This is a genomic window from Paenibacillus sp. Marseille-P2973, from assembly GCF_018101095.1.
GTDB classification, from domain to species: Bacteria; Bacillota; Bacilli; order Paenibacillales; family Paenibacillaceae; genus Fontibacillus; species Fontibacillus vini.
In genome coordinates this window covers 72,750-90,495 of the sequence record NZ_JAGQEH010000001.1, presented here as the reverse complement: position 1 = coordinate 90,495, position 17,746 = coordinate 72,750, and the positions used below count along the sequence as shown (strand labels likewise).

At 47.1% G+C, this 17,746-nt stretch carries 12 protein-coding genes; 11 read left to right on the top strand and 1 reads right to left on the bottom strand.

Annotation, left to right across the window (positions count from 1 at the left end):
* Positions 1–40 precede the first annotated feature (40 nt).
* Entirely contained in the window at positions 41–820 is a 780-nt protein-coding gene (locus KB559_RS00455) for a formate/nitrite transporter family protein (RefSeq protein WP_211019633.1), read from the top strand.
* 200 nt (positions 821–1,020) lie between these two features.
* Positions 1,021–1,911 (top strand): GNAT family N-acetyltransferase, encoded by an 891-nt coding sequence (locus tag KB559_RS00450; RefSeq protein ID WP_211019632.1) that lies wholly within the window; start codon positions 1,021–1,023, stop codon positions 1,909–1,911.
* Between the two features lie 127 nt (positions 1,912–2,038).
* On the opposite strand, the gene KB559_RS00445 is transcribed toward KB559_RS00450, so the two are convergent.
* Positions 2,039–2,755 carry a Crp/Fnr family transcriptional regulator gene (locus KB559_RS00445; RefSeq protein ID WP_211019631.1) on the bottom strand — a complete coding sequence of 239 codons (717 nt, stop codon included), beginning with the start codon at positions 2,753–2,755 and terminating at the stop codon, positions 2,039–2,041.
* A gap of 403 nt (positions 2,756–3,158) precedes the next feature.
* Between KB559_RS00445 and adhE the strand changes: the two genes are divergently transcribed.
* The 9 genes from adhE to nagZ all read left to right on the top strand — a co-directional run bounded on the left by adhE (position 3,159) and on the right by nagZ (position 17,703).
* Positions 3,159–5,774, top strand: a complete 2,616-nt coding sequence (adhE, locus tag KB559_RS00440; protein ID WP_211019630.1) for a bifunctional acetaldehyde-CoA/alcohol dehydrogenase — start codon at positions 3,159–3,161, stop codon at positions 5,772–5,774.
* A 250-nt stretch (positions 5,775–6,024) separates the two neighbouring features.
* On the top strand, positions 6,025–8,295 hold the full coding sequence (gene pflB, locus KB559_RS00435) for a formate C-acetyltransferase (protein ID WP_211019629.1): 2,271 nt from the start codon (positions 6,025–6,027) through the stop codon (positions 8,293–8,295).
* Positions 8,296–8,359: 64 nt separating this feature from the next.
* Positions 8,360–9,103, top strand: a complete 744-nt coding sequence (pflA, locus tag KB559_RS00430) for a pyruvate formate-lyase-activating protein (protein ID WP_211019628.1) — start codon at positions 8,360–8,362, stop codon at positions 9,101–9,103.
* Between the two features lie 206 nt (positions 9,104–9,309).
* Positions 9,310–10,689 carry an ABC transporter substrate-binding protein gene (locus tag KB559_RS00425; protein WP_211019627.1) on the top strand — a complete coding sequence of 460 codons (1,380 nt, stop codon included), beginning with the start codon at positions 9,310–9,312 and terminating at the stop codon, positions 10,687–10,689.
* Positions 10,690–10,821: 132 nt separating this feature from the next.
* Positions 10,822–11,706 carry a carbohydrate ABC transporter permease gene (locus KB559_RS00420; protein ID WP_211019626.1) on the top strand — a complete coding sequence of 295 codons (885 nt, stop codon included), beginning with the start codon at positions 10,822–10,824 and terminating at the stop codon, positions 11,704–11,706.
* Positions 11,706–12,533: a carbohydrate ABC transporter permease gene (locus KB559_RS00415; protein ID WP_211019625.1), complete on the top strand. Its 828-nt coding sequence runs from the start codon at positions 11,706–11,708 to the stop codon at positions 12,531–12,533. The genes KB559_RS00420 and KB559_RS00415 overlap by 1 nt, the downstream gene beginning before the upstream one ends.
* A 95-nt stretch (positions 12,534–12,628) precedes the next feature.
* The gene (locus KB559_RS00410; RefSeq protein ID WP_211019624.1) at positions 12,629–14,455 is read left to right on the top strand and encodes a cache domain-containing sensor histidine kinase; all 1,827 of its coding nucleotides are present in this window, start codon (positions 12,629–12,631) and stop codon (positions 14,453–14,455) included.
* Positions 14,452–16,050 carry a response regulator transcription factor gene (locus KB559_RS00405; RefSeq protein WP_211019623.1) on the top strand — a complete coding sequence of 533 codons (1,599 nt, stop codon included), beginning with the start codon at positions 14,452–14,454 and terminating at the stop codon, positions 16,048–16,050. The genes KB559_RS00410 and KB559_RS00405 overlap by 4 nt, the downstream gene beginning before the upstream one ends.
* 24 nt (positions 16,051–16,074) lie before the next feature.
* Entirely contained in the window at positions 16,075–17,703 is a 1,629-nt protein-coding gene (nagZ, locus tag KB559_RS00400; protein WP_211019622.1) for a beta-N-acetylhexosaminidase, read from the top strand.
* Positions 17,704–17,746 lie beyond the last annotated feature (43 nt).

Here is a 17,746-nt window from a genome sequence, read left to right as displayed (position 1 = left end):
GCATAGCAACGCACTTGGGAGAGAGAGTGGGGAAAGTCAAATGTTTACACAAAGCGTAGAATCCATTGTGGAAGCAGCCGTTAAAAAGAAAGAGAAGATGAATGAAAGTTTGCCCCGGTACTTTGTATCAACGCTCCTGGCGGGAGCGTACGTGGGACTGGGCATCATCCTGATATTTAGCGTGGGTGCGCCGCTGGCCGCGGTGAAGTCACCGTTTCAGAGTATGGTTATGGGGATGTCGTTCGGGCTCGCCCTCACACTTGTCATTTTTGCCGGTTCCGAACTGTTTACGGGGAACAACATGTTCTTTACTGCCAGTACTTTGGCTAAGCGTACCACGGTATCGGATACCCTCAAAAACTGGATAATCGTCTTTCTCGGCAACTTAGCGGGGGCGATTATCCTCAGTTTACTGATCGTAGGCTCCGGTTTGTTCAAAACCGCCGCTCCGGAACATCTGATCTTTGCGGCTGCAGCCAAGAAAATGGGCGCCCCAGTCATGGAACTGTTTTTCCGCGGCATTTTGTGTAACTGGCTTGTATGCCTGGCCATCTGGATGGCCAACCGGGCGAAGGATGACATTTCCAAGCTTGTCCTGATCTGGTGGTGTCTCTATGCCTTTATCGCGAGTGGTTATGAGCATAGCGTGGCTAACATGACGCTGCTCAGCTTGTCCATGATGCTGCCGAATCACCCCGAAACGATATCGCTTGCCGGATGGTTTCATAATATGATTCCCGTCACGCTCGGCAACATTATCGGCGGCGCCGTATTCGTAGGTATGGCCTACTGGTTTATCTCACCGGTGCGCAAGAAATAACCCCGTTCAAAAGCAAATAAAGCTGCTTAAGAGCTGCATTAACGGTCTGTAGTGACTGCTGATGCAGCTTTTTTGTTGACTAAAAATGGTTAGTCTCCTCCAGGAATTGATGATTAAAATCAATATTTAACTGGCTTTTTATTAAACTAGTTTCTATTATAAAATGCAGCGGGCTAGCTTATTATAGGAGGACGAATGTGATGCACAATATTAGATTTGCTCAGGATTATAAAAATAATGACCGTGCTAGAAAGAGCTTATCAGATTTAGCCCATAGCACATTTGGCATAAGCTTTGAGGACTGGTATCAAAAAGGGTATTGGAAGGAACGTTTTATCCCTTACTCTTATTTGGATGGAGATCGAGTCATTGCGAATGTGTCCGTAAATATTATGGATTTAATTATTAATGGGGAAATCAAACAGGCCGTTCAAATCGGTACGGTGATGACGCACCCGGATTATCGCAATAAAGGCTTGTCGTCACGTTTGCTGACAAAAGTCCTTGATGATTATGAACATAAGTGTGAATACATATATCTTTTCGCGAATGAATCCGTATTGGATTTTTATCCGAAATTCGGATTTCGTCCGGTTCAGGAACAGCTTTTTTCACTGGGAAATATATCGGAATATCGATCTGGTTCAGCTGCAAATAAAAATGTCAGGAAGCTGGATATGCAAAATGAGGCTGACCGGGCATTGATGTATCAAAGATCTCTGGAAAGGCTCCCCAATTCTCAACGCTGGGGAACTGCTAATTCGGAAGGGATACTCATGTTCTATGGTTTGAATGTTTTTAGTGAGGAGATTTATTATTTGGAAGAGGAGAATATCATCGTTATTTATAAGAAAGAAGAGGATCGTATCGATCTGTTCGATATCATAAGTGCAAAGGAGTTTGAAATTCAGGATATCCTATCGCATATTGCAGACAAAGACGTTAGGAAAATCGTGTTTCACTATACTCCGGATTATAAAAATATGGATCTTAATCAGCAAGTGTATGATGGGGGACTATTTGTCAGGACGCGTAACAGCGACATTTCCTCGTTCCACAACATAAAATACCCGATTACATCTACCACTTAAGGCACCGCTGTTCAGAATATAGAATGGCAAGGTTAATATTACCTCTATACCAAACAGGACGGGGCAGATAAACTAAGGCTGCACCGTCCTTGTTATAAAGTTGTTTCCCCATAGACATCTCATTTTATTAGATCCGGCAAATTTCATTCGGACAAAGCTCACAATGGCAAATGTCCTGCAGCATCACGAGGTCCTTGATTACGATCATGCCGTTCTCATATTCGAGTGCGTCCTTCTTGCGCAGATCGCTCAACATCCGGTTGACGCTTTCGCGGGTGGCGCCGATCATGTTCGACAGGTCGGTATGGGTGATTTTTTTGTTGATAAGGATATTGTCACCATGTTGTTCGCCGTAAGTATTGCTCAAGCGGATCAGGGTCGAGCAGAGGGCACCCGGTTTACCGTACATCATCAGGTCGCGGAACTTGGTTTGTGTCAGACGGTGATGAATCCCCATCCATTTCATAAAGTCGATCGCAAAATCGCAATGCTGGCAAATCATGATTTCCAGGTCTTTTTGTTCAATTACTCCGATCTCGCTGTCCTCAATAACTTCTGCAGTGAAGCTGTGCTTAGTGCTAAAGAAGGGATCCGCTTGGCCCACCATATCTCCACGTCCATACATATAGAGAATGAGCTCTTTTCCTTCATCGGTCGATTTGGTCAGTTTGACGCGTCCGCGTTTAACATAGAACAGTTTATCGGAAAAGTCGCCTTCCCAGAACAAATGCGTTCCTTCGGGATATGCTTTTTCTTTCATAGTGACAAGAAGACGGTTGAAGTTTTGCTCTGTAAAACAGCTCGTATTGCCGCGGGGCAGCGTAGCGCTCACGATTTCACTCATCATTGATTTCCCCTTTGTGTTCCAAATTTTTCTGAAAATTTTAAATTAATTATATAACGTTTTTAGAGGTTTGAGGGGACTGTAAAGCCTGAAAAAGTGTCGAAATTTCAACATTGTGACTAATTTCACTTTTTTACCGAGTGTAATATTGCTCACTAAATAGGTTGGGAATATAGGCCTAGAAAGGCTGGAATGCAAATTTGAACTGAAAAAACAATCAAAGAACAATGAAAAATTTCATTATTTTAAAGTACGTGAAAAAATTCACTATACAAATCAAACCAGCTGTGCTATGCTAAGACCATAAGAGAAGCGCAAAGCTTCACAAGGATGGACCCGAACGTGAAATAATTCACTAGAAAGAAAAGGGTTGTCCATTACCCAACTTAGGAGGATGAGAGAAATGGCCGTTAAGAACGAAGTTACGACAAAAGCCGAGCTGACTGCACAAGATTACATTCAAACCTTGATCGACAAAGGTAAGAAAGCATCCGAAGCTTTTATGGGCATGGATCAAGAGCAAATTGATAAAATTGTGCAGGCTATGGCGCTGGCCGGACTTGACAGACATATGTATCTGGCGAAGATGGCGGTTGAAGAAACCGGACGCGGTGTGTACGAAGACAAGATCATTAAGAACATGTTTGCGACCGAGTATATTTACCACAGCATCAAGAACAACAAAACGGTTGGCGTAATTGAAGATAACCCTTATGACAATTTCCAAAAAATCGCAGAACCGGTTGGCATCATCATGGGGATCACTCCTGTAACCAACCCTACATCGACTACCATTTTCAAAGCTCTCATTGCTATCAAAACTCGTAACCCTATCATCTTCGGTTTCCACCCATCCGCTCAAAAGTGCAGCGCGGAAGCCGCGAAAATCCTGCTCGAAGCTGCCGTTAAGCACGGAGCGCCAGCAGATTGCATTCAATGGATCGAGAATCCTTCCATGGATCGTACGAACAGCCTGATGAACCATCCTGACGTTGCTTGTATCCTGGCAACCGGCGGATCGGCGATGGTTAAAGCGGCATACAGCTGCGGCAAACCGGCACTCGGCGTAGGTCCTGGTAACGTGCCTTGCTTCATTGAAAAGAGCGCGGATCTGGATCAAGCGGTCAATGACCTGATCCTTTCGAAAACGTTCGACAACGGCATGATTTGCGCATCCGAGCAAGCGGTAATCATCGAAGAGCCGGTGTTCGATCAAGTGAAGAAGAAGATGATTGCAAACGGCTGTTACTTCGTCAACAAAGATGAAGCGGCTAAACTGACAGCCGGAGCCATTATTGCAGACAAATGCGCAGTGAACCCGAACATCGTCGGCCAACCTGCCGTAAAGATCGCTCAAATGTGCGGTATCGATGTACCGGCCGGAACGAAGATTCTGGTTGCCGAAATCGAAGGCGTAGGTCCAAAATTCCCGTTGTCCGCTGAGAAATTGAGCCCGGTTCTGGCTTGCTACAAAGTTAAAACAGCCGAACAAGGCATCGAACGCGCGCTTGAAGTGGTTCAATTCGGAGGTATGGGGCACTCTTCGGTAATTCATAGTAATAATGAAGAAATTATTCAAAATTATTCGGATCGGATGCCTACTTGCCGGATTCTCGTCAACCAACCTTCTTCGCAAGGCGGGATCGGCGACATCTACAATACGAACCTGCCTTCGCTGACGCTGGGCTGCGGATCTTATGGACGTAACTCGACTTCGTCGAACGTAACGGCTGTCAATCTGATCAACGTGAAAAGGGTGAATCGTCGTACCGTGAATATGCAATGGTTCAAAGTGCCTGACAAAATCTATTTCGAGAAAAACTCGACGCAATACCTTGCCAAAATGCCGGATATTACCCGCGTACTGATTGTAACCGACCCAATGATGGTTAAACTGGGATATGTGGAAAGAGTGGAGCACTATCTCCGTCAACGCCAAACTCCGGTAGCGATCGAAGTGTTCTCGGATGTTGAGCCGGATCCATCGACTACAACGGTAGAGCGCGGTACTGAGCTGATGGCTAAATTCCAACCGGACTGCATTATCGCACTCGGCGGCGGTTCGCCAATGGATGCCGCGAAAGGCATGTGGCTGTTCTACGAATATCCGGATACCGACTTTAACAACCTGAAACAAAAATTCATGGATATCCGCAAACGGATCTACAAATACCCGCGCCTGGGACGTAAAGCGAAGTTTGTTGCGATTCCGACCACTTCGGGTACAGGTTCGGAAGTGACCTCGTTCGCGGTAATTACGGATAAAATCAACGGCAACACGAAATATCCTTTGGCTGATTACGAGCTGACTCCGGACGTAGCCATTATTGACCCTGAGTTCGTATACAGCTTACCTAAAGTAGCTGTAGCCGATACAGGTATGGACGTACTGACTCATGCTATCGAGGCTTATGTTTCGGTAATGGCGAGCGACTACACGGATGGCCTTGCAATCAAAGCTATCCAGCTGGTGTTCCAATACTTGGAGAAATCGGCGCTGACCGGCGACAAACTGGCCCGCGAGAAAATGCACAACGCATCGACTTTGGCCGGTATGGCCTTCGCGAACGCATTCCTGGGCATCAACCACAGCTTGGCGCATAAATGGGGCGGACAGTATCACACCGCGCATGGCCGTACGAATGCGATTCTGATGCCACACGTAATCCGTTACAATGCGAAGAAACCTACGAAATTCGCAGCATGGCCGAAATACACTCACTTCGTAGCTGACGAACGCTATGCGGAAATCGCACGCATCCTGGGATTGCCTGCCCGCACGACGGAAGAGGGCGTGAAGAGCTTAATCAACGCCATCCGTGATCTGAATAAGAAGCTCGGCATTCCGGAAACATTCCAAGAACTCGGCTTCGATGCGAAAGATTTCGAATCGCGTGTAGATTACTTGGCGGATCGTGCTTTCGAAGACCAATGTACAACTGCGAATCCGAAGCTCCCGCTTGTGACAGAGCTTGCTGAAGTTTATCGTGACGCTTTCTATGGAAGATTTGAAGAATAAGTGAACATGTAAGGCTAACGTGACAAATATCACTTCAAAAGTGATATTTGTCACAATCTTTGATGGGGTATTGATATAAGATAATGATATAAATGATCCCCGGTACGGTGGTAAGTACAGCGGATGAGGTTTTAAAAGCTAAGAACTTATCAGTGTCAGAGTTGTGAAAATTATCACAAATTTTAGGGATCATGAGACGCGGATATATCCTTCAAACCGCGTACTTCTAAACTATATGGAGGGATTACAGATGTCGGTGATTGAGAGAGAAGTACAACAAAAACAAGAAGTTGAAACAGCTTGGAGAGGTTTTAAAAAAGGGAAATGGATGAGAGAAGTGAACACCCGCGATTTCATCGAGACCAACATCCTGGCTTATGAAGGCGACGAATCTTTCTTGAAGGGTGCAACGGATAATACCAAAGCATTATGGGACATTATTTCCGATTTGACCAAGAAAGAAAGAGAAGCCGGAGGCGTACTTGACGTTGAAGTCAACAAGCCTTCCACGATCACATCCCATGCTCCCGGTTACTTGGACAAAACGAAGGAACAAATCGTAGGTGTACAAGGGGAAGCTCCTTTCCAACGTACGATTCATCCTTTTGGCGGTATAAATATGGTAATTAACGCCTGCAAGGCTTATGGATTCGACTTGCCGGGCGAGATCGTAGATATGTTTACAACGATTCGCAAAACTCATAACCAAGGCGTATTTGATGCCTATACATCCGATATGAGAGCTGCTCGTAAAGCCGGCATTATTACTGGCCTCCCAGATGCATATGGCCGCGGCCGTATTATCGGCGACTATCGCCGCGTAGCGCTTTACGGTGTGGATTTCCTGATCAAGCAAAAAAATAACGAACTGAAGAGCCTGGAAGTTGACGTAATTGACGAAGACGTAATTCGTCTTCGCGAAGAACTGTCCGAGCAAGTTCGCGCACTGGGCGAATTGAAACAACTGGGTGAAATGTACGGCTTCGATATTTCGAGACCGGCCGAAAATGCGAAAGAAGCTTTCCAATGGCTCTACTTCGGTTATCTTGCAGCAGTCAAAGAACAAGACGGGGCGGCAATGTCGCTTGGCCGCGTATCTTCTTTCCTTGACGCATACATCGAGCGCGATTTGGCTGAAGGAACTTTGACTGAAGAAACAGCACAAGAATTGGTTGACCATTTCGTAATGAAACTGCGGATCGTCAAATTCCTGCGTACTCCGGATTACAATGATCTGTTCAGCGGCGACCCAACATGGGTTACGGAATCGATCGGCGGCATGTCGGTAAACGGCGTAACTAGAGTAACGAAGAACAGCTTCCGTTTCCTGCACACTCTTTACAACCTGGGCCCTGCTCCAGAACCAAACTTGACAGTACTCTGGTCCGAACAATTGCCTGAAGGCTTCAAGAAATATTGCGCTAAGGTATCTATTGAAACCAGCTCGATTCAATACGAAAATGACGATCTGATGCGTCCTATCTATGGTGATGACTATGGTATCGCCTGTTGCGTATCCGCTATGGAAATCGGTAAGCAAATGCAGTTCTTCGGAGCACGCGCTAACCTGGCGAAAGCACTGTTGTACGCGATTAACGGCGGTAAAGATGAGAAATCCGGCGCACAAGTCGGCCCTGAATTCCCGGCCATCACTTCCGAGTACTTGAATTACGATGAAGTTATGAAACGGTTCAAACCGATGATGGAATGGCTTGCCAAACTGTATGTGAACACACTGAATGTAATTCACTACATGCACGATAAATATTGCTACGAACGGATCGAAATGGCGCTGCATGACCGCGACATTCTCCGTACGATGGCTTGCGGGATCGCCGGTTTGTCCGTAGCGGCCGACTCGCTGAGCGCGATCAAATATGCTAAAGTTAAACCGATCCGCAACGAACAAGGCATTGCCGTTGATTTTGAAATCGAAGGCGAATTCCCTTGCTACGGTAACAACGACGATAAAGTCGACCAAATTGCCGTGGGTCTTGTTGAATCGTTCATGAGCATGATCCGCAAACACAAAACTTATCGTAATGCGATGCCGACACAATCGGTATTGACGATTACCTCGAACGTTGTATATGGTAAGAAAACAGGAACAACACCGGATGGCCGTAAAGCGGGCGAACCGTTTGCTCCTGGTGCTAACCCAATGCACGGACGCGACAAGAAGGGTGCGCTTGCTTCGCTCAGTTCCGTTGCCAAACTGCCGTATGAACACAGCTTGGACGGGATCTCGAACACCTTCTCGATCGTGCCTAAGGCACTCGGCAAAGAAGCTGAGATCCGCAAATCGAATCTCGTATCGATGATGGACGGATATTTCGGCAGCAAAGCCCATCACTTGAACGTCAACGTGTTTGACCGCGAACAGTTGATGGATGCTATGGAACATCCGGAGAACTATCCGCAATTGACGATCCGTGTTTCGGGATATGCGGTAAACTTCATTAAATTGACCCGTGAGCAACAGCTCGATGTAATTAACCGGACTTTCCACGGTTCGATGTAAATAGAAACGGGTACAGAAATCACAACATTTGTTAAGGCAGTGCAATCAGAAAGGGTGACGAAAAATGCTTAAAGGTCGCATACATTCATTGGAAACTTTCGGAACGGTCGATGGCCCGGGTATTCGTTTCGTACTCTTTATGCAGGGCTGCCTGTTGAAATGCCAGTATTGCCATAACCCGGATACCTGGAGCCTGACGGAAGGTAAAGAAATGACAGTAGAGGAGGTATTGGCTGAAATTGAGCCATACCTCACCTACTACCGTTCCTCAGGCGGCGGGTTGACGGTATCCGGCGGGGAAGCGACGCTGCAAGCTCCGTTTGTAACCGAATTGTTCCGCGAAGTGAAGAAACGCTGGAATCTGCATACTACGCTGGATACGAACGGATACAACGAGGGCGACAAAATTCGTGATCTCCTGGACGTAACAGACCTTGTCCTGCTCGATCTGAAGCATATCGATAATGAGAAGCACATCAAGCTGACGGGTAAACCGAACGACCGGATGCTGAAAATGGCCGAATGGTTGTCAGAACACGGACGAAATATGTGGATTCGGCATGTCTTTGTTCCTGGCATTCATGACGATGAGCAGGATTTGCTAAACCTAGGGCGCTTTATCGGTGGTTTACACGGTGTAGAGAAATTCGAAATTCTTCCGTATCATCAGATGGGTGTATTCAAGTGGCAAGAATTAGGTTGGGACTATCCGTTAGAGGGCGTACCTTCGCCAACGGAGGAGGAAATCGAGCGTGCAAATCGCTTGATTGAAGAAGGAATGCAGCAGGCAGAGACATCCATGAAATAATTTTGTGTCAACTAATATGACATTATTATTTACTAAATAAGAAAAAGCGGTTAAACTCGACAATACATGTCAGGTTTAACCGCTTTCTTTTTGTCGATTAGATGATATTATCCCCTGAAAAGAAAAATGTCCTCCTTATCAGAATTGGAGGCGCTTTCTATAATAAAGGTGTAACACAAACTGCTCTTGAGGAGGGTCTTAGAAATATGAAGAAAAGTTTGATGCTGCTAATGACGCTGATTTTCGTAGCGTCCGCAATGCTCGCTGGGTGCGGCAAATCCGATAACGGAAAAAATACACCCGCAAACGAAGGTCAAAAATCGACAAACAATGGTGAAGCGGCAAAGGTGGATGATTCGCCGTTCGAAATCACCATTCGCCACACACAAGTAGGGGAGTCCAAGAAATTCCGTCTTGCATTGCTCGAAGATGTGGTTAAACAGACCCAAGACGCAGTACCAGGCTTGACGATCAAGCTTGATGCCGTTGATTCCGAAGTCAACCGGAAAGAGAAGCTGAGAGGCGAGATGGCAGCAGGGAAACCGCCGGAAGTATTCGACGTATTCGGCAGCCCGGATGCAGCGCTGTATGCCAAAGAAGGTTTGATGCTCGACATTACTCCGATTTTGGATGAGCTGGGCCTCAAAGACAAATTTACTACACTGGCACCATTTACTCTTGACGGAAAGATTTACGGTCTTCCGATCGGGGGATCCATCGAAGGTTTCTTCTACAATAAAGAGTACTTTGAACAAAAAGGTCTGAAAGTGCCTGCGACACTGGATGAATTGGATAAGCTTGCCGAAACGATCAAAGCAGACGGCAAAATTCCTTTCGCTCAATCTTCGAAGGATGCTTGGATCCCATTGATGACAACAAACAATCTGTGGTCTTACTATGCCGGACCTGAAATCACTTATGGCTTCAAATCAGGCGAAACCAAGTGGACGGATGAAAACGTGGTTAAAGCCGTAGCTAAGCATAAGGAATGGGTTGACAAAGGCTACTACAAAAAAGGCGAACTCGGCTTTGAATACGCCGACATGAGAAACCAAATCGTTACTGGCGAAGCGATCATGATGATGGACGGTTCGTGGGCTAACTCGGTGTTCAGAGACGCTGAACAAGCCGGCGACATGGTTGGCAAAATCGGATACTTCAATATGCCTCCTGTAAATGCAGGCGATCCGGTTGTAGTTATGCAGGACGCTAACAACGGTTACGGCTTCTCCAGTGCAGTTGCTGAAGATCCTCGTAAAATGCAAGCGGTTAAAGAATTCATCAAGAACATGTGGACAGACGAAATGCAGCTTCGCGGTCTGAAAGAAGACGGTGTGCTCCCTGCCATGAAGATGGATCTGGAGCAAATGAAAACTACGTCCGATGACCCGCTCATGCAAGATATCTTCAAGGCTGTCAGCGAAATCGGAACTTCGTTCCCAGCGTTCGACGCCCTTGTACAAGCGGAAGTGAATACGGCGCTTAGCATGGGTATCCAACAAATTATCGGCGGGGAAATCGAACCGGCGAAAATGCTGGAAAATGTACAGGCAGCTCAAGATGCGGCTAATGCGGCAGGGCAATAATCTTTAGCAAATGACGAAAGGGCGCCACCCGCCTCAAGTATGTGGGGGCGTCCTTTCCCACTAAATTAAGAACTAACATCTTAAATAAAATGTAGCACGAAGTTAATCCTGCATAAGCTACGGAGGTTTATCATGAATAAAGCGCTTAGAAATCCGCTGATCTATCTGATATTTGTGATCCCGGCGTTCGTACTGTTTCTTGCCTTCTTCATCTACCCGGTGTTTACGGCGGTCAATAACAGTTTTACGAGCTGGAACGGAATATCCAAAAATATTACTTATATCGGCTTCGACAACTTTGTAACAGCCTTCCATGATGTCGCATTTTGGAAATCCGTTAAAAATAACGTTTACTTCATTTTGTTTTCCTGCTTGGTTCAGGTCCCTTTGATCGTCATCTTTTCCTTGCTCATTGCAAACGTCAAGAAATTCAAGGGCTTGTATAAGACCGCGGTATTTATGCCGTCGATCATGTCAACGGCCGTTATCGGGATTTTGTGGGGCTTTATCTACAATCCGGACTTTGGCCTCGCCAACAAAATTTTAGGCGTATTCGGGGTATCTCCGATCTATTGGCTGTCCGACAAAAACTGGGCGATGATATCGATTCTGATTACGAACGCTTGGCAATGGACAGGTTTCTACATTGTTATGGTGTTGGCCGCGATTCTGGCCATTCCGAAAGAGCTGGAAGAAGCGGCTGCAATTGATGGAGCGACCGGCTTCCAAAGAGCTACGAAAATTACGATTCCGCTCGTTATGCCGATTATTTCCGTTGTTATCATGCTGTCCATCGCTGGTGCCATGAAGGCTGCCGATATCGTTCTCGTTATGACGAAGGGCGGACCTGCCGGGTCGACTGACGTTATGGCTACTTACATGATCAGGTATGCCATCACAAGCTTTAGACATGGCTTTGGCAACTCTATTGCCGTTCTGATCTTCATATTCACGATCATCATTACGGTACTGTATCAAGTGTTGATCTCCAAACGGACAGAAAGGATTGAATACTGATGAGAGCACTCAAAAAAACGATTCCGCACATTTTCCTTATGGCCTACCTGCTCGTCATCCTGTATCCGTTCCTGTTCGTGCTCTTCTCATCCGTCAAAACGAACAACCAGGATATCGCTTCGAATCCGTTCGGCCTCCCAGGCTCCATTACGTTTGACAATTATATTAACGCCTGGGTAAATGCTAAGATCAGCACATACTTCTTTAACAGCTTGTACATCGGTGTCCTTTCCGCGTGTTTATCGATTCTGTTTGCGGCGATGCTGGCCTTTGCGGTTACCCGGATGCGCTACAACAAAATCAGTGCCGTCGTGTTCCAGCTGATCTTGCTGGGGATGCTGATTCCGAACAACTCCTTACTGCTTCCGATTTATGGAATCATGAGAAAACTGGATATTTTGGATACGCATATGGCGCTTATTTTACCTTATGTAGCCAACGCCATTCCGTTCTCTGTCATTATTCTGGCGGCGTTTATGCGCTCGCTCCCGGGGGAAATTGAAGAGGCTGCTGTCATTGACGGACTAAGTTCGGCAGGGCTGTTTGCGAGAATTATTATCCCGCTTACGGTGCCGGCGATCGTTACAGTCTTCATCATCAACTTCCTGGGTAACTGGAACGAATTCTTGCTAGCCAACTATTTCCTGTCCAGCGAAGAGTTAAGAACGCTGCCTGTAGGGATGGTAGGTTTCAGAGACGCCTACAATACCAACTATGCGCAAATGTCCGCAGGGATTATTTTCAGCGTACTGCCGGTTATGATTATCTACGCAATTCTTCAGGAAAAGATTATTGAAGGAGTTACGGCAGGCAGTGTCAAAGGATAATAGTGGCGGGTTCAAGATCATAGGATAATATATTAAAATACTATTGTTATTATATGATTGTCCACGCACTAATCCGGTATGGGAGAATACATCCAATGAATCTGCGAATCAAACTGTTTACGGCGTTTCTGGGGCTAGTCATTATTCCATTGTTCATCCTGGGAATCATCACTTTTCTGGTAACGTTCCGATCGATTGAGACAAATTACAGTGAGCAGACCGAATATTCGCTGAAGGCGATCGGCTATAGCATCAAGAATATCTTCCATGAATTGGATAACGTGACGGACAACGGGATTGCCAAGGGCGTTTTTCAGGAAGCGTTGGTATCCCAGGACCCGGATTCGCAGGATTTGACGGATGCTGCTGCCAATCAATTAGAACTGAATGCTAACCAGCGGAATTTTCGTTCCCTGTTATACAACCATCCTGCCATTGATTATGCTTTTTTGTACAATGTACATGGTTATAAGGATTCCAAAGTGATCACCATCTTCAATAAGGAAAACTTTGAGACTCTGCCCTATGAGCAATTCAAGGATCATCCTTTATATCGCGAAGTTATGAAGTTGAACGGGATTCCAAGATGGATCGCGCCTCACGAATATCCGGAACTAACCGGCTCGGATAATGTATTCACACAAATTCGGCTGATTAAGGACTTGGACAGTTTCAAACGGGTAGGGGTGCTGGTCGTACAGATTAAGAACTGGGAATTCGAGAAGATTTTCCAAAACTTAACGCTGGGAAGTAAAATGCAAGACACTCGTTTCTTTCTGGTGAATAACGACGGGAAGGTTCTCTATGATTTTCATTCGGAGCTCAACGGACAGACCTTGCAGCCTTCCATTCAAAAAAAACTGGCGCTAACGAGCGACTCCCTTAGCTTTAAAGGGAAGTTCAACGGGGAAGAGAGCGTTATTTCGATTTACAATTTGAAGGAATATCCTTGGAAGCTGGTATCCGTCACTTCATGGCACTATTTGTCCCAAGAGGTAACGACCTTTGCCAAATGGTTTGTGGCTATTATCCTCGTATGCGTGCTAACGGCTATGCTCTTTAACGTGTTTTTCATGAACCGGATTACCGGAACCATTGGGGTCATTGTCAGATTCATGAGAAAAGTGGAGAGCGGCGATTTGAATGCACGGGTGGATGAAAAGGGCGATGATGAGCTGCTCCTGCTGCAGCAAGGGTTTAACAGCCAAATGGATAAGATCAACGAATTGTTCGATCAGGTGAAAAGAGAGCAGCTGCAAAAAGCGAATGCAGAGCTTCGAGTACTACAGGCGCAGATCAAGCCTCATTTTTTGTTCAACACGCTGGAGTCGATCAATGTATTGGCGGTTCAAAATGAAGGGCGAAAAGTGAGTGAGATGGTGCTGAGACTCGCGAGTATTCTGAGAATTAGTATCCAGGACAAGGAAGAAATCTCGCTTGGTTTGGAAATCGAGCATTTGCGCAGTTATCTGGAGATTCAAAAATTCAGGTTCGAAGAATTGTTTGAATACGAAATTGATCTCCCGGCAGAGATGAGAAATTGCATGCTGTTGAAGCTGACGCTGCAACCGCTGGTGGAGAACAGCATTCAGCATGGGTTTGAAGGCATTAATTATAAAGGGATGATCAAGGTAACGGGAATCCTTGAAGAAGACCGGATATTGCTGAGAGTGGAGGATAACGGTATCGGGATGTCGAACGAGCAGCTGTCTTCCATACAATATGCGGACCCCGAACTGGATCTGCAAACCGCCAAAGCCTATCCAAGCCATGAGAGACGTGGACTCGGACTCAGAAGCGTCTTCGATCGGCTAAGATTCCAATACGGCAGTAAATACGGACTATTCATTTGCTCGCAGCCTGGGCACGGAACAGTGATCCAGTGCGTAATTCCAAAATATGAATTGGGTGATAAAATATGAAACTGAAGGCATTGCTGGTTGACGATGAGATTCATATTTTAAACAACTTATCCAAGGTTCTTCCTTGGGAAGCCATGGGATTCGAGATTGTCGGGTTGGCCAAAAACGGCGTAGAGGCGTTAGAAGCGGCAATCCAGCACCGGCCTGATTTGGTGTTATGCGATATCCGCATGCCGATCATGGATGGAATGACGCTGATTCAGAAGCTGCGCGAAGAAGGTCTGGACAGCGAAATCTTGCTCCTGACGGGATATCAGGAATTTGAGTATGCGCGCACCGGTATCAGGTATGGAGTCAGGGATTATATTTGCAAGCCGATTAATTATTTTGAACTGGAAGAGATCGTAAAGAAGATCGCAGACCAGATTATGGAGAATAGGAAGAAGCGAAGCAAAGAGCAGCGTTTAAACCGTGTGGCCTCTTTAGCTAATGAGAACTATATGCTTCATTCTTTATTGGGACAGGAGACGGAAGAAGAAGGCGTATTGTGGGATGAAGAGGAGCGGGCCGGCGAACGGAATTATCGCGGGGTGCTGCTCCTGGACCTGGAGGGTTACGCCCACAGGTCGATATCCTGGACTTTGCATGAACGTAAAGCTTGGAATCTGCATATCAAAAACCTGTTGAAAGATCTGTTTAAACCGATAATTAAGGAGTATACGGTTTTGCAGGTAAGAGAAGGGGAATGGTGTCTCATTATTCATTCCTTGGGGAAAGAGCAGATTACAAGGGATGATCTGAAGCCGGGCTATGATCAACTGCAAGGAATCGTCAGCGAGAAGGAAGGCATCATGATCCGGATGTGTTTGGAGCAAAATCCGGTCGGTGTTACCGAGATGTCCTTCATTTACCAGCGCATGCAGCAGATGCTTATTTTAAGTCCGCCGCAGGAGTGGTTCTTGGATGCTGACCAGATCTTTGCAAAATCGACCGAAGCTCATTCGAATGAGGAAGGCTCCCAATGGCGGTTTATTGAGCAAATCGGAAGCGGCCTCAGAAACGGAAGCCATGAACTGCTGGTTCAAGTTGTTACGGAACTGAAGTATTATGTAGGTCACTCGTCGGAAAACCGGGCGGCGGAAAAGCTGCTGCATTACCTGCTGATTCACCTGCTTCGGGAGATGCGCGAGCTGCAAATGCTGTCAGGCGACCAAGAAAAAGAGGTTTGGCTCAAATTGCAGGAATCGCTTAGCTTGAAGGACTTAATGTCTCTCGTAGTATCCATGCTGGACCGCTCCAGGGAATCCCTTTCAACCAAGAAGTCCTCGGAGACGCTGATGATGTCCGCGCAAAAATATATTCAGCATCATTTAGGCGACGATTTTGGCATCGAGGACATTTCCGAGTATCTCGGGATTAGTTGCAGCTACTTCTGCTTGTTGTTTAAAAATCATTTCGGAGAGACTTTTGTCGAATATTTGACCAAACAGCGCGTCGAGATGGCTAAATGTCTGCTAAGCGGCAGTGACAAGTCGGTTACTCAAATTGGCTCCGTGGTTGGCTATCAGGAGCGGCGTTACTTCACTAAGGTGTTTCAGAAGTACACTGGGATGACTCCTTCGGAATTCCGAATCAAGGAATCGTCCGTATCTTGAGCAAAGAAGGTGATGGGTTTGAAAATGTCCAAATTATCTTTGGAAGAAAAAATCGGTCAGCTGTTTATTTGCGGCTTTCACGGGCTTGAGGCCGACGAGCAGATCAAAACATTAACGAAGGATTACCATATCGGCGGAACGGTTTATTTCCGCCGAAACGTGGAATCGGTGCGGCAGCTTGCCGCATTGTCCGCTAGTTTGCAGGCGCTTCCACGCAACAATCCGGAGCTTCCGTTGTTTATCTCCATCGACCAGGAGGGCGGCATGGTTGCGCGCTTGGACCATGAGGGAATGAGCCGGATTCCGGGCAATATGACGCTTGGCGCCGCAGGGGATGCCGGATTGACGGAGGAAGCGGCGATACTGGCTGCCAAAGAAATGCTTGCGCTCGGGATTAATTTTAATTTCGCGCCTTGCATCGATGTCAACAATAACCCGTCCAATCCGGTCATTGGGGTCAGATCGTTCGGAGAAGATCCCGTGAAAGTGGCGGAGCATGGTAACGCAGCGATCCGGGGGTATCAGCAAACTGGAGTCATCGCGACCGCCAAGCACTTTCCGGGGCATGGAGACACGGCCGTGGATTCCCATCGGGGACTCGCCGTAGTCCCGCATGACAAGGAACGCTTGAGCCGTATCGAGCTGCTTCCGTTCCGGGAAGCGATTAGCGCAGGGGTTGACGCTATTATGACGGCTCACGTCATTTTTCCGGCTTTTGAGCCGGAGGAAATACCGGCTACCCTGTCCGGCCGTGTTCTTACCGATCTCCTAAGAGATGAGCTCGGCTATGACGGTGTCATTGTAACGGACTGCCTGGAAATGCACGCTATTTCCAAATCTTGCGGGATTCCGGAAGGTGCGGTGCGGGCGATCGAAGCTGGCGCGGACATCGTTCTGGTGAGCCACACGTTGAGTGATCAGATCGCAGCAATCGAAGCGGTCCGCGAGGCTGTCTTGAGCGGACGTCTTAGTGAGGAGCGGATCGACCAGTCCGTGGAACGGGTGCTAGGATTAAAAGCGAAGCGTCTTGCTGGATCTGCGAGTTCTTATGGTGGGGACCCGGCGTTTGTCCCTGTTCCGTTGACTCCTTCGGAGGAAAGCGGAGCGCTGCTCGACAAGATCGCCGAAGGCAGCGTTACGCTCGTCAAGGATGAAGGGAACCTGCCGCTGAACTGCGCCGAACCGGTACTCGTAATTTGGCCGGAACTTCGACACCGGACAGAAGTGGATGAACCGGCGGTACACCAGTATAATTTGGCGAATGCCCTGCGGCCTTACGGGGATGGAGTCGTGTTATCCGTGATAGGGACGCACCCTGACGATGAAGAAATTCTTGCGGCCCTGAAGCAAAGCGCCGATTATGAGCAAATCGTCGTCGTCACTTATACGGCGGAAGGGGAAATTCCGGAAGGCCAGTCCCGGTTAATCGAAGCTTTGAACCGGGCTCACGGGTCCAAGGTCATCGTGGTTTCGACACGAAATCCGTATGATATCAATGCCTTCCCGGATACGGGAACCTATCTTTGCCTGTACGAGAACCGGTCGTTTTCCCTGGATGCGCTGGCCAAAGTGCTGACCGGCAAGCTCGCACCCACTGGGAAACTCCCTGTAGGTCTAAATGACCGGTATCCAGTAGGATACGGATTGTCATAATTGTAATCCGAAATTTAAGCAAAAACCGGCATCTCTCGCTTTG

Bases quoted from the DNA above. Each gene is read 5' to 3' on its own strand.
- KB559_RS00455 (WP_211019633.1), top strand. From the start codon at position 41: ATGTTTACACAAAGCGTAGAATCCATTGTGGAAGCAGCCGTTAAAAAG.
- KB559_RS00450 (WP_211019632.1), top strand. From the start codon at position 1,021: ATGCACAATATTAGATTTGCTCAGGATTATAAAAATAATGACCGTGCT.
- KB559_RS00445 (WP_211019631.1), bottom strand. From the start codon at position 2,755: ATGAGTGAAATCGTGAGCGCTACGCTGCCCCGCGGCAATACGAGCTGT.
- adhE (WP_211019630.1), top strand. From the start codon at position 3,159: ATGGCCGTTAAGAACGAAGTTACGACAAAAGCCGAGCTGACTGCACAA.
- pflB (WP_211019629.1), top strand. From the start codon at position 6,025: ATGTCGGTGATTGAGAGAGAAGTACAACAAAAACAAGAAGTTGAAACA.
- pflA (WP_211019628.1), top strand. From the start codon at position 8,360: ATGCTTAAAGGTCGCATACATTCATTGGAAACTTTCGGAACGGTCGAT.
- KB559_RS00425 (WP_211019627.1), top strand. From the start codon at position 9,310: ATGAAGAAAAGTTTGATGCTGCTAATGACGCTGATTTTCGTAGCGTCC.
- KB559_RS00420 (WP_211019626.1), top strand. From the start codon at position 10,822: ATGAATAAAGCGCTTAGAAATCCGCTGATCTATCTGATATTTGTGATC.
- KB559_RS00415 (WP_211019625.1), top strand. From the start codon at position 11,706: ATGAGAGCACTCAAAAAAACGATTCCGCACATTTTCCTTATGGCCTAC.
- KB559_RS00410 (WP_211019624.1), top strand. From the start codon at position 12,629: ATGAATCTGCGAATCAAACTGTTTACGGCGTTTCTGGGGCTAGTCATT.
- KB559_RS00405 (WP_211019623.1), top strand. From the start codon at position 14,452: ATGAAACTGAAGGCATTGCTGGTTGACGATGAGATTCATATTTTAAAC.
- nagZ (WP_211019622.1), top strand. From the start codon at position 16,075: ATGTCCAAATTATCTTTGGAAGAAAAAATCGGTCAGCTGTTTATTTGC.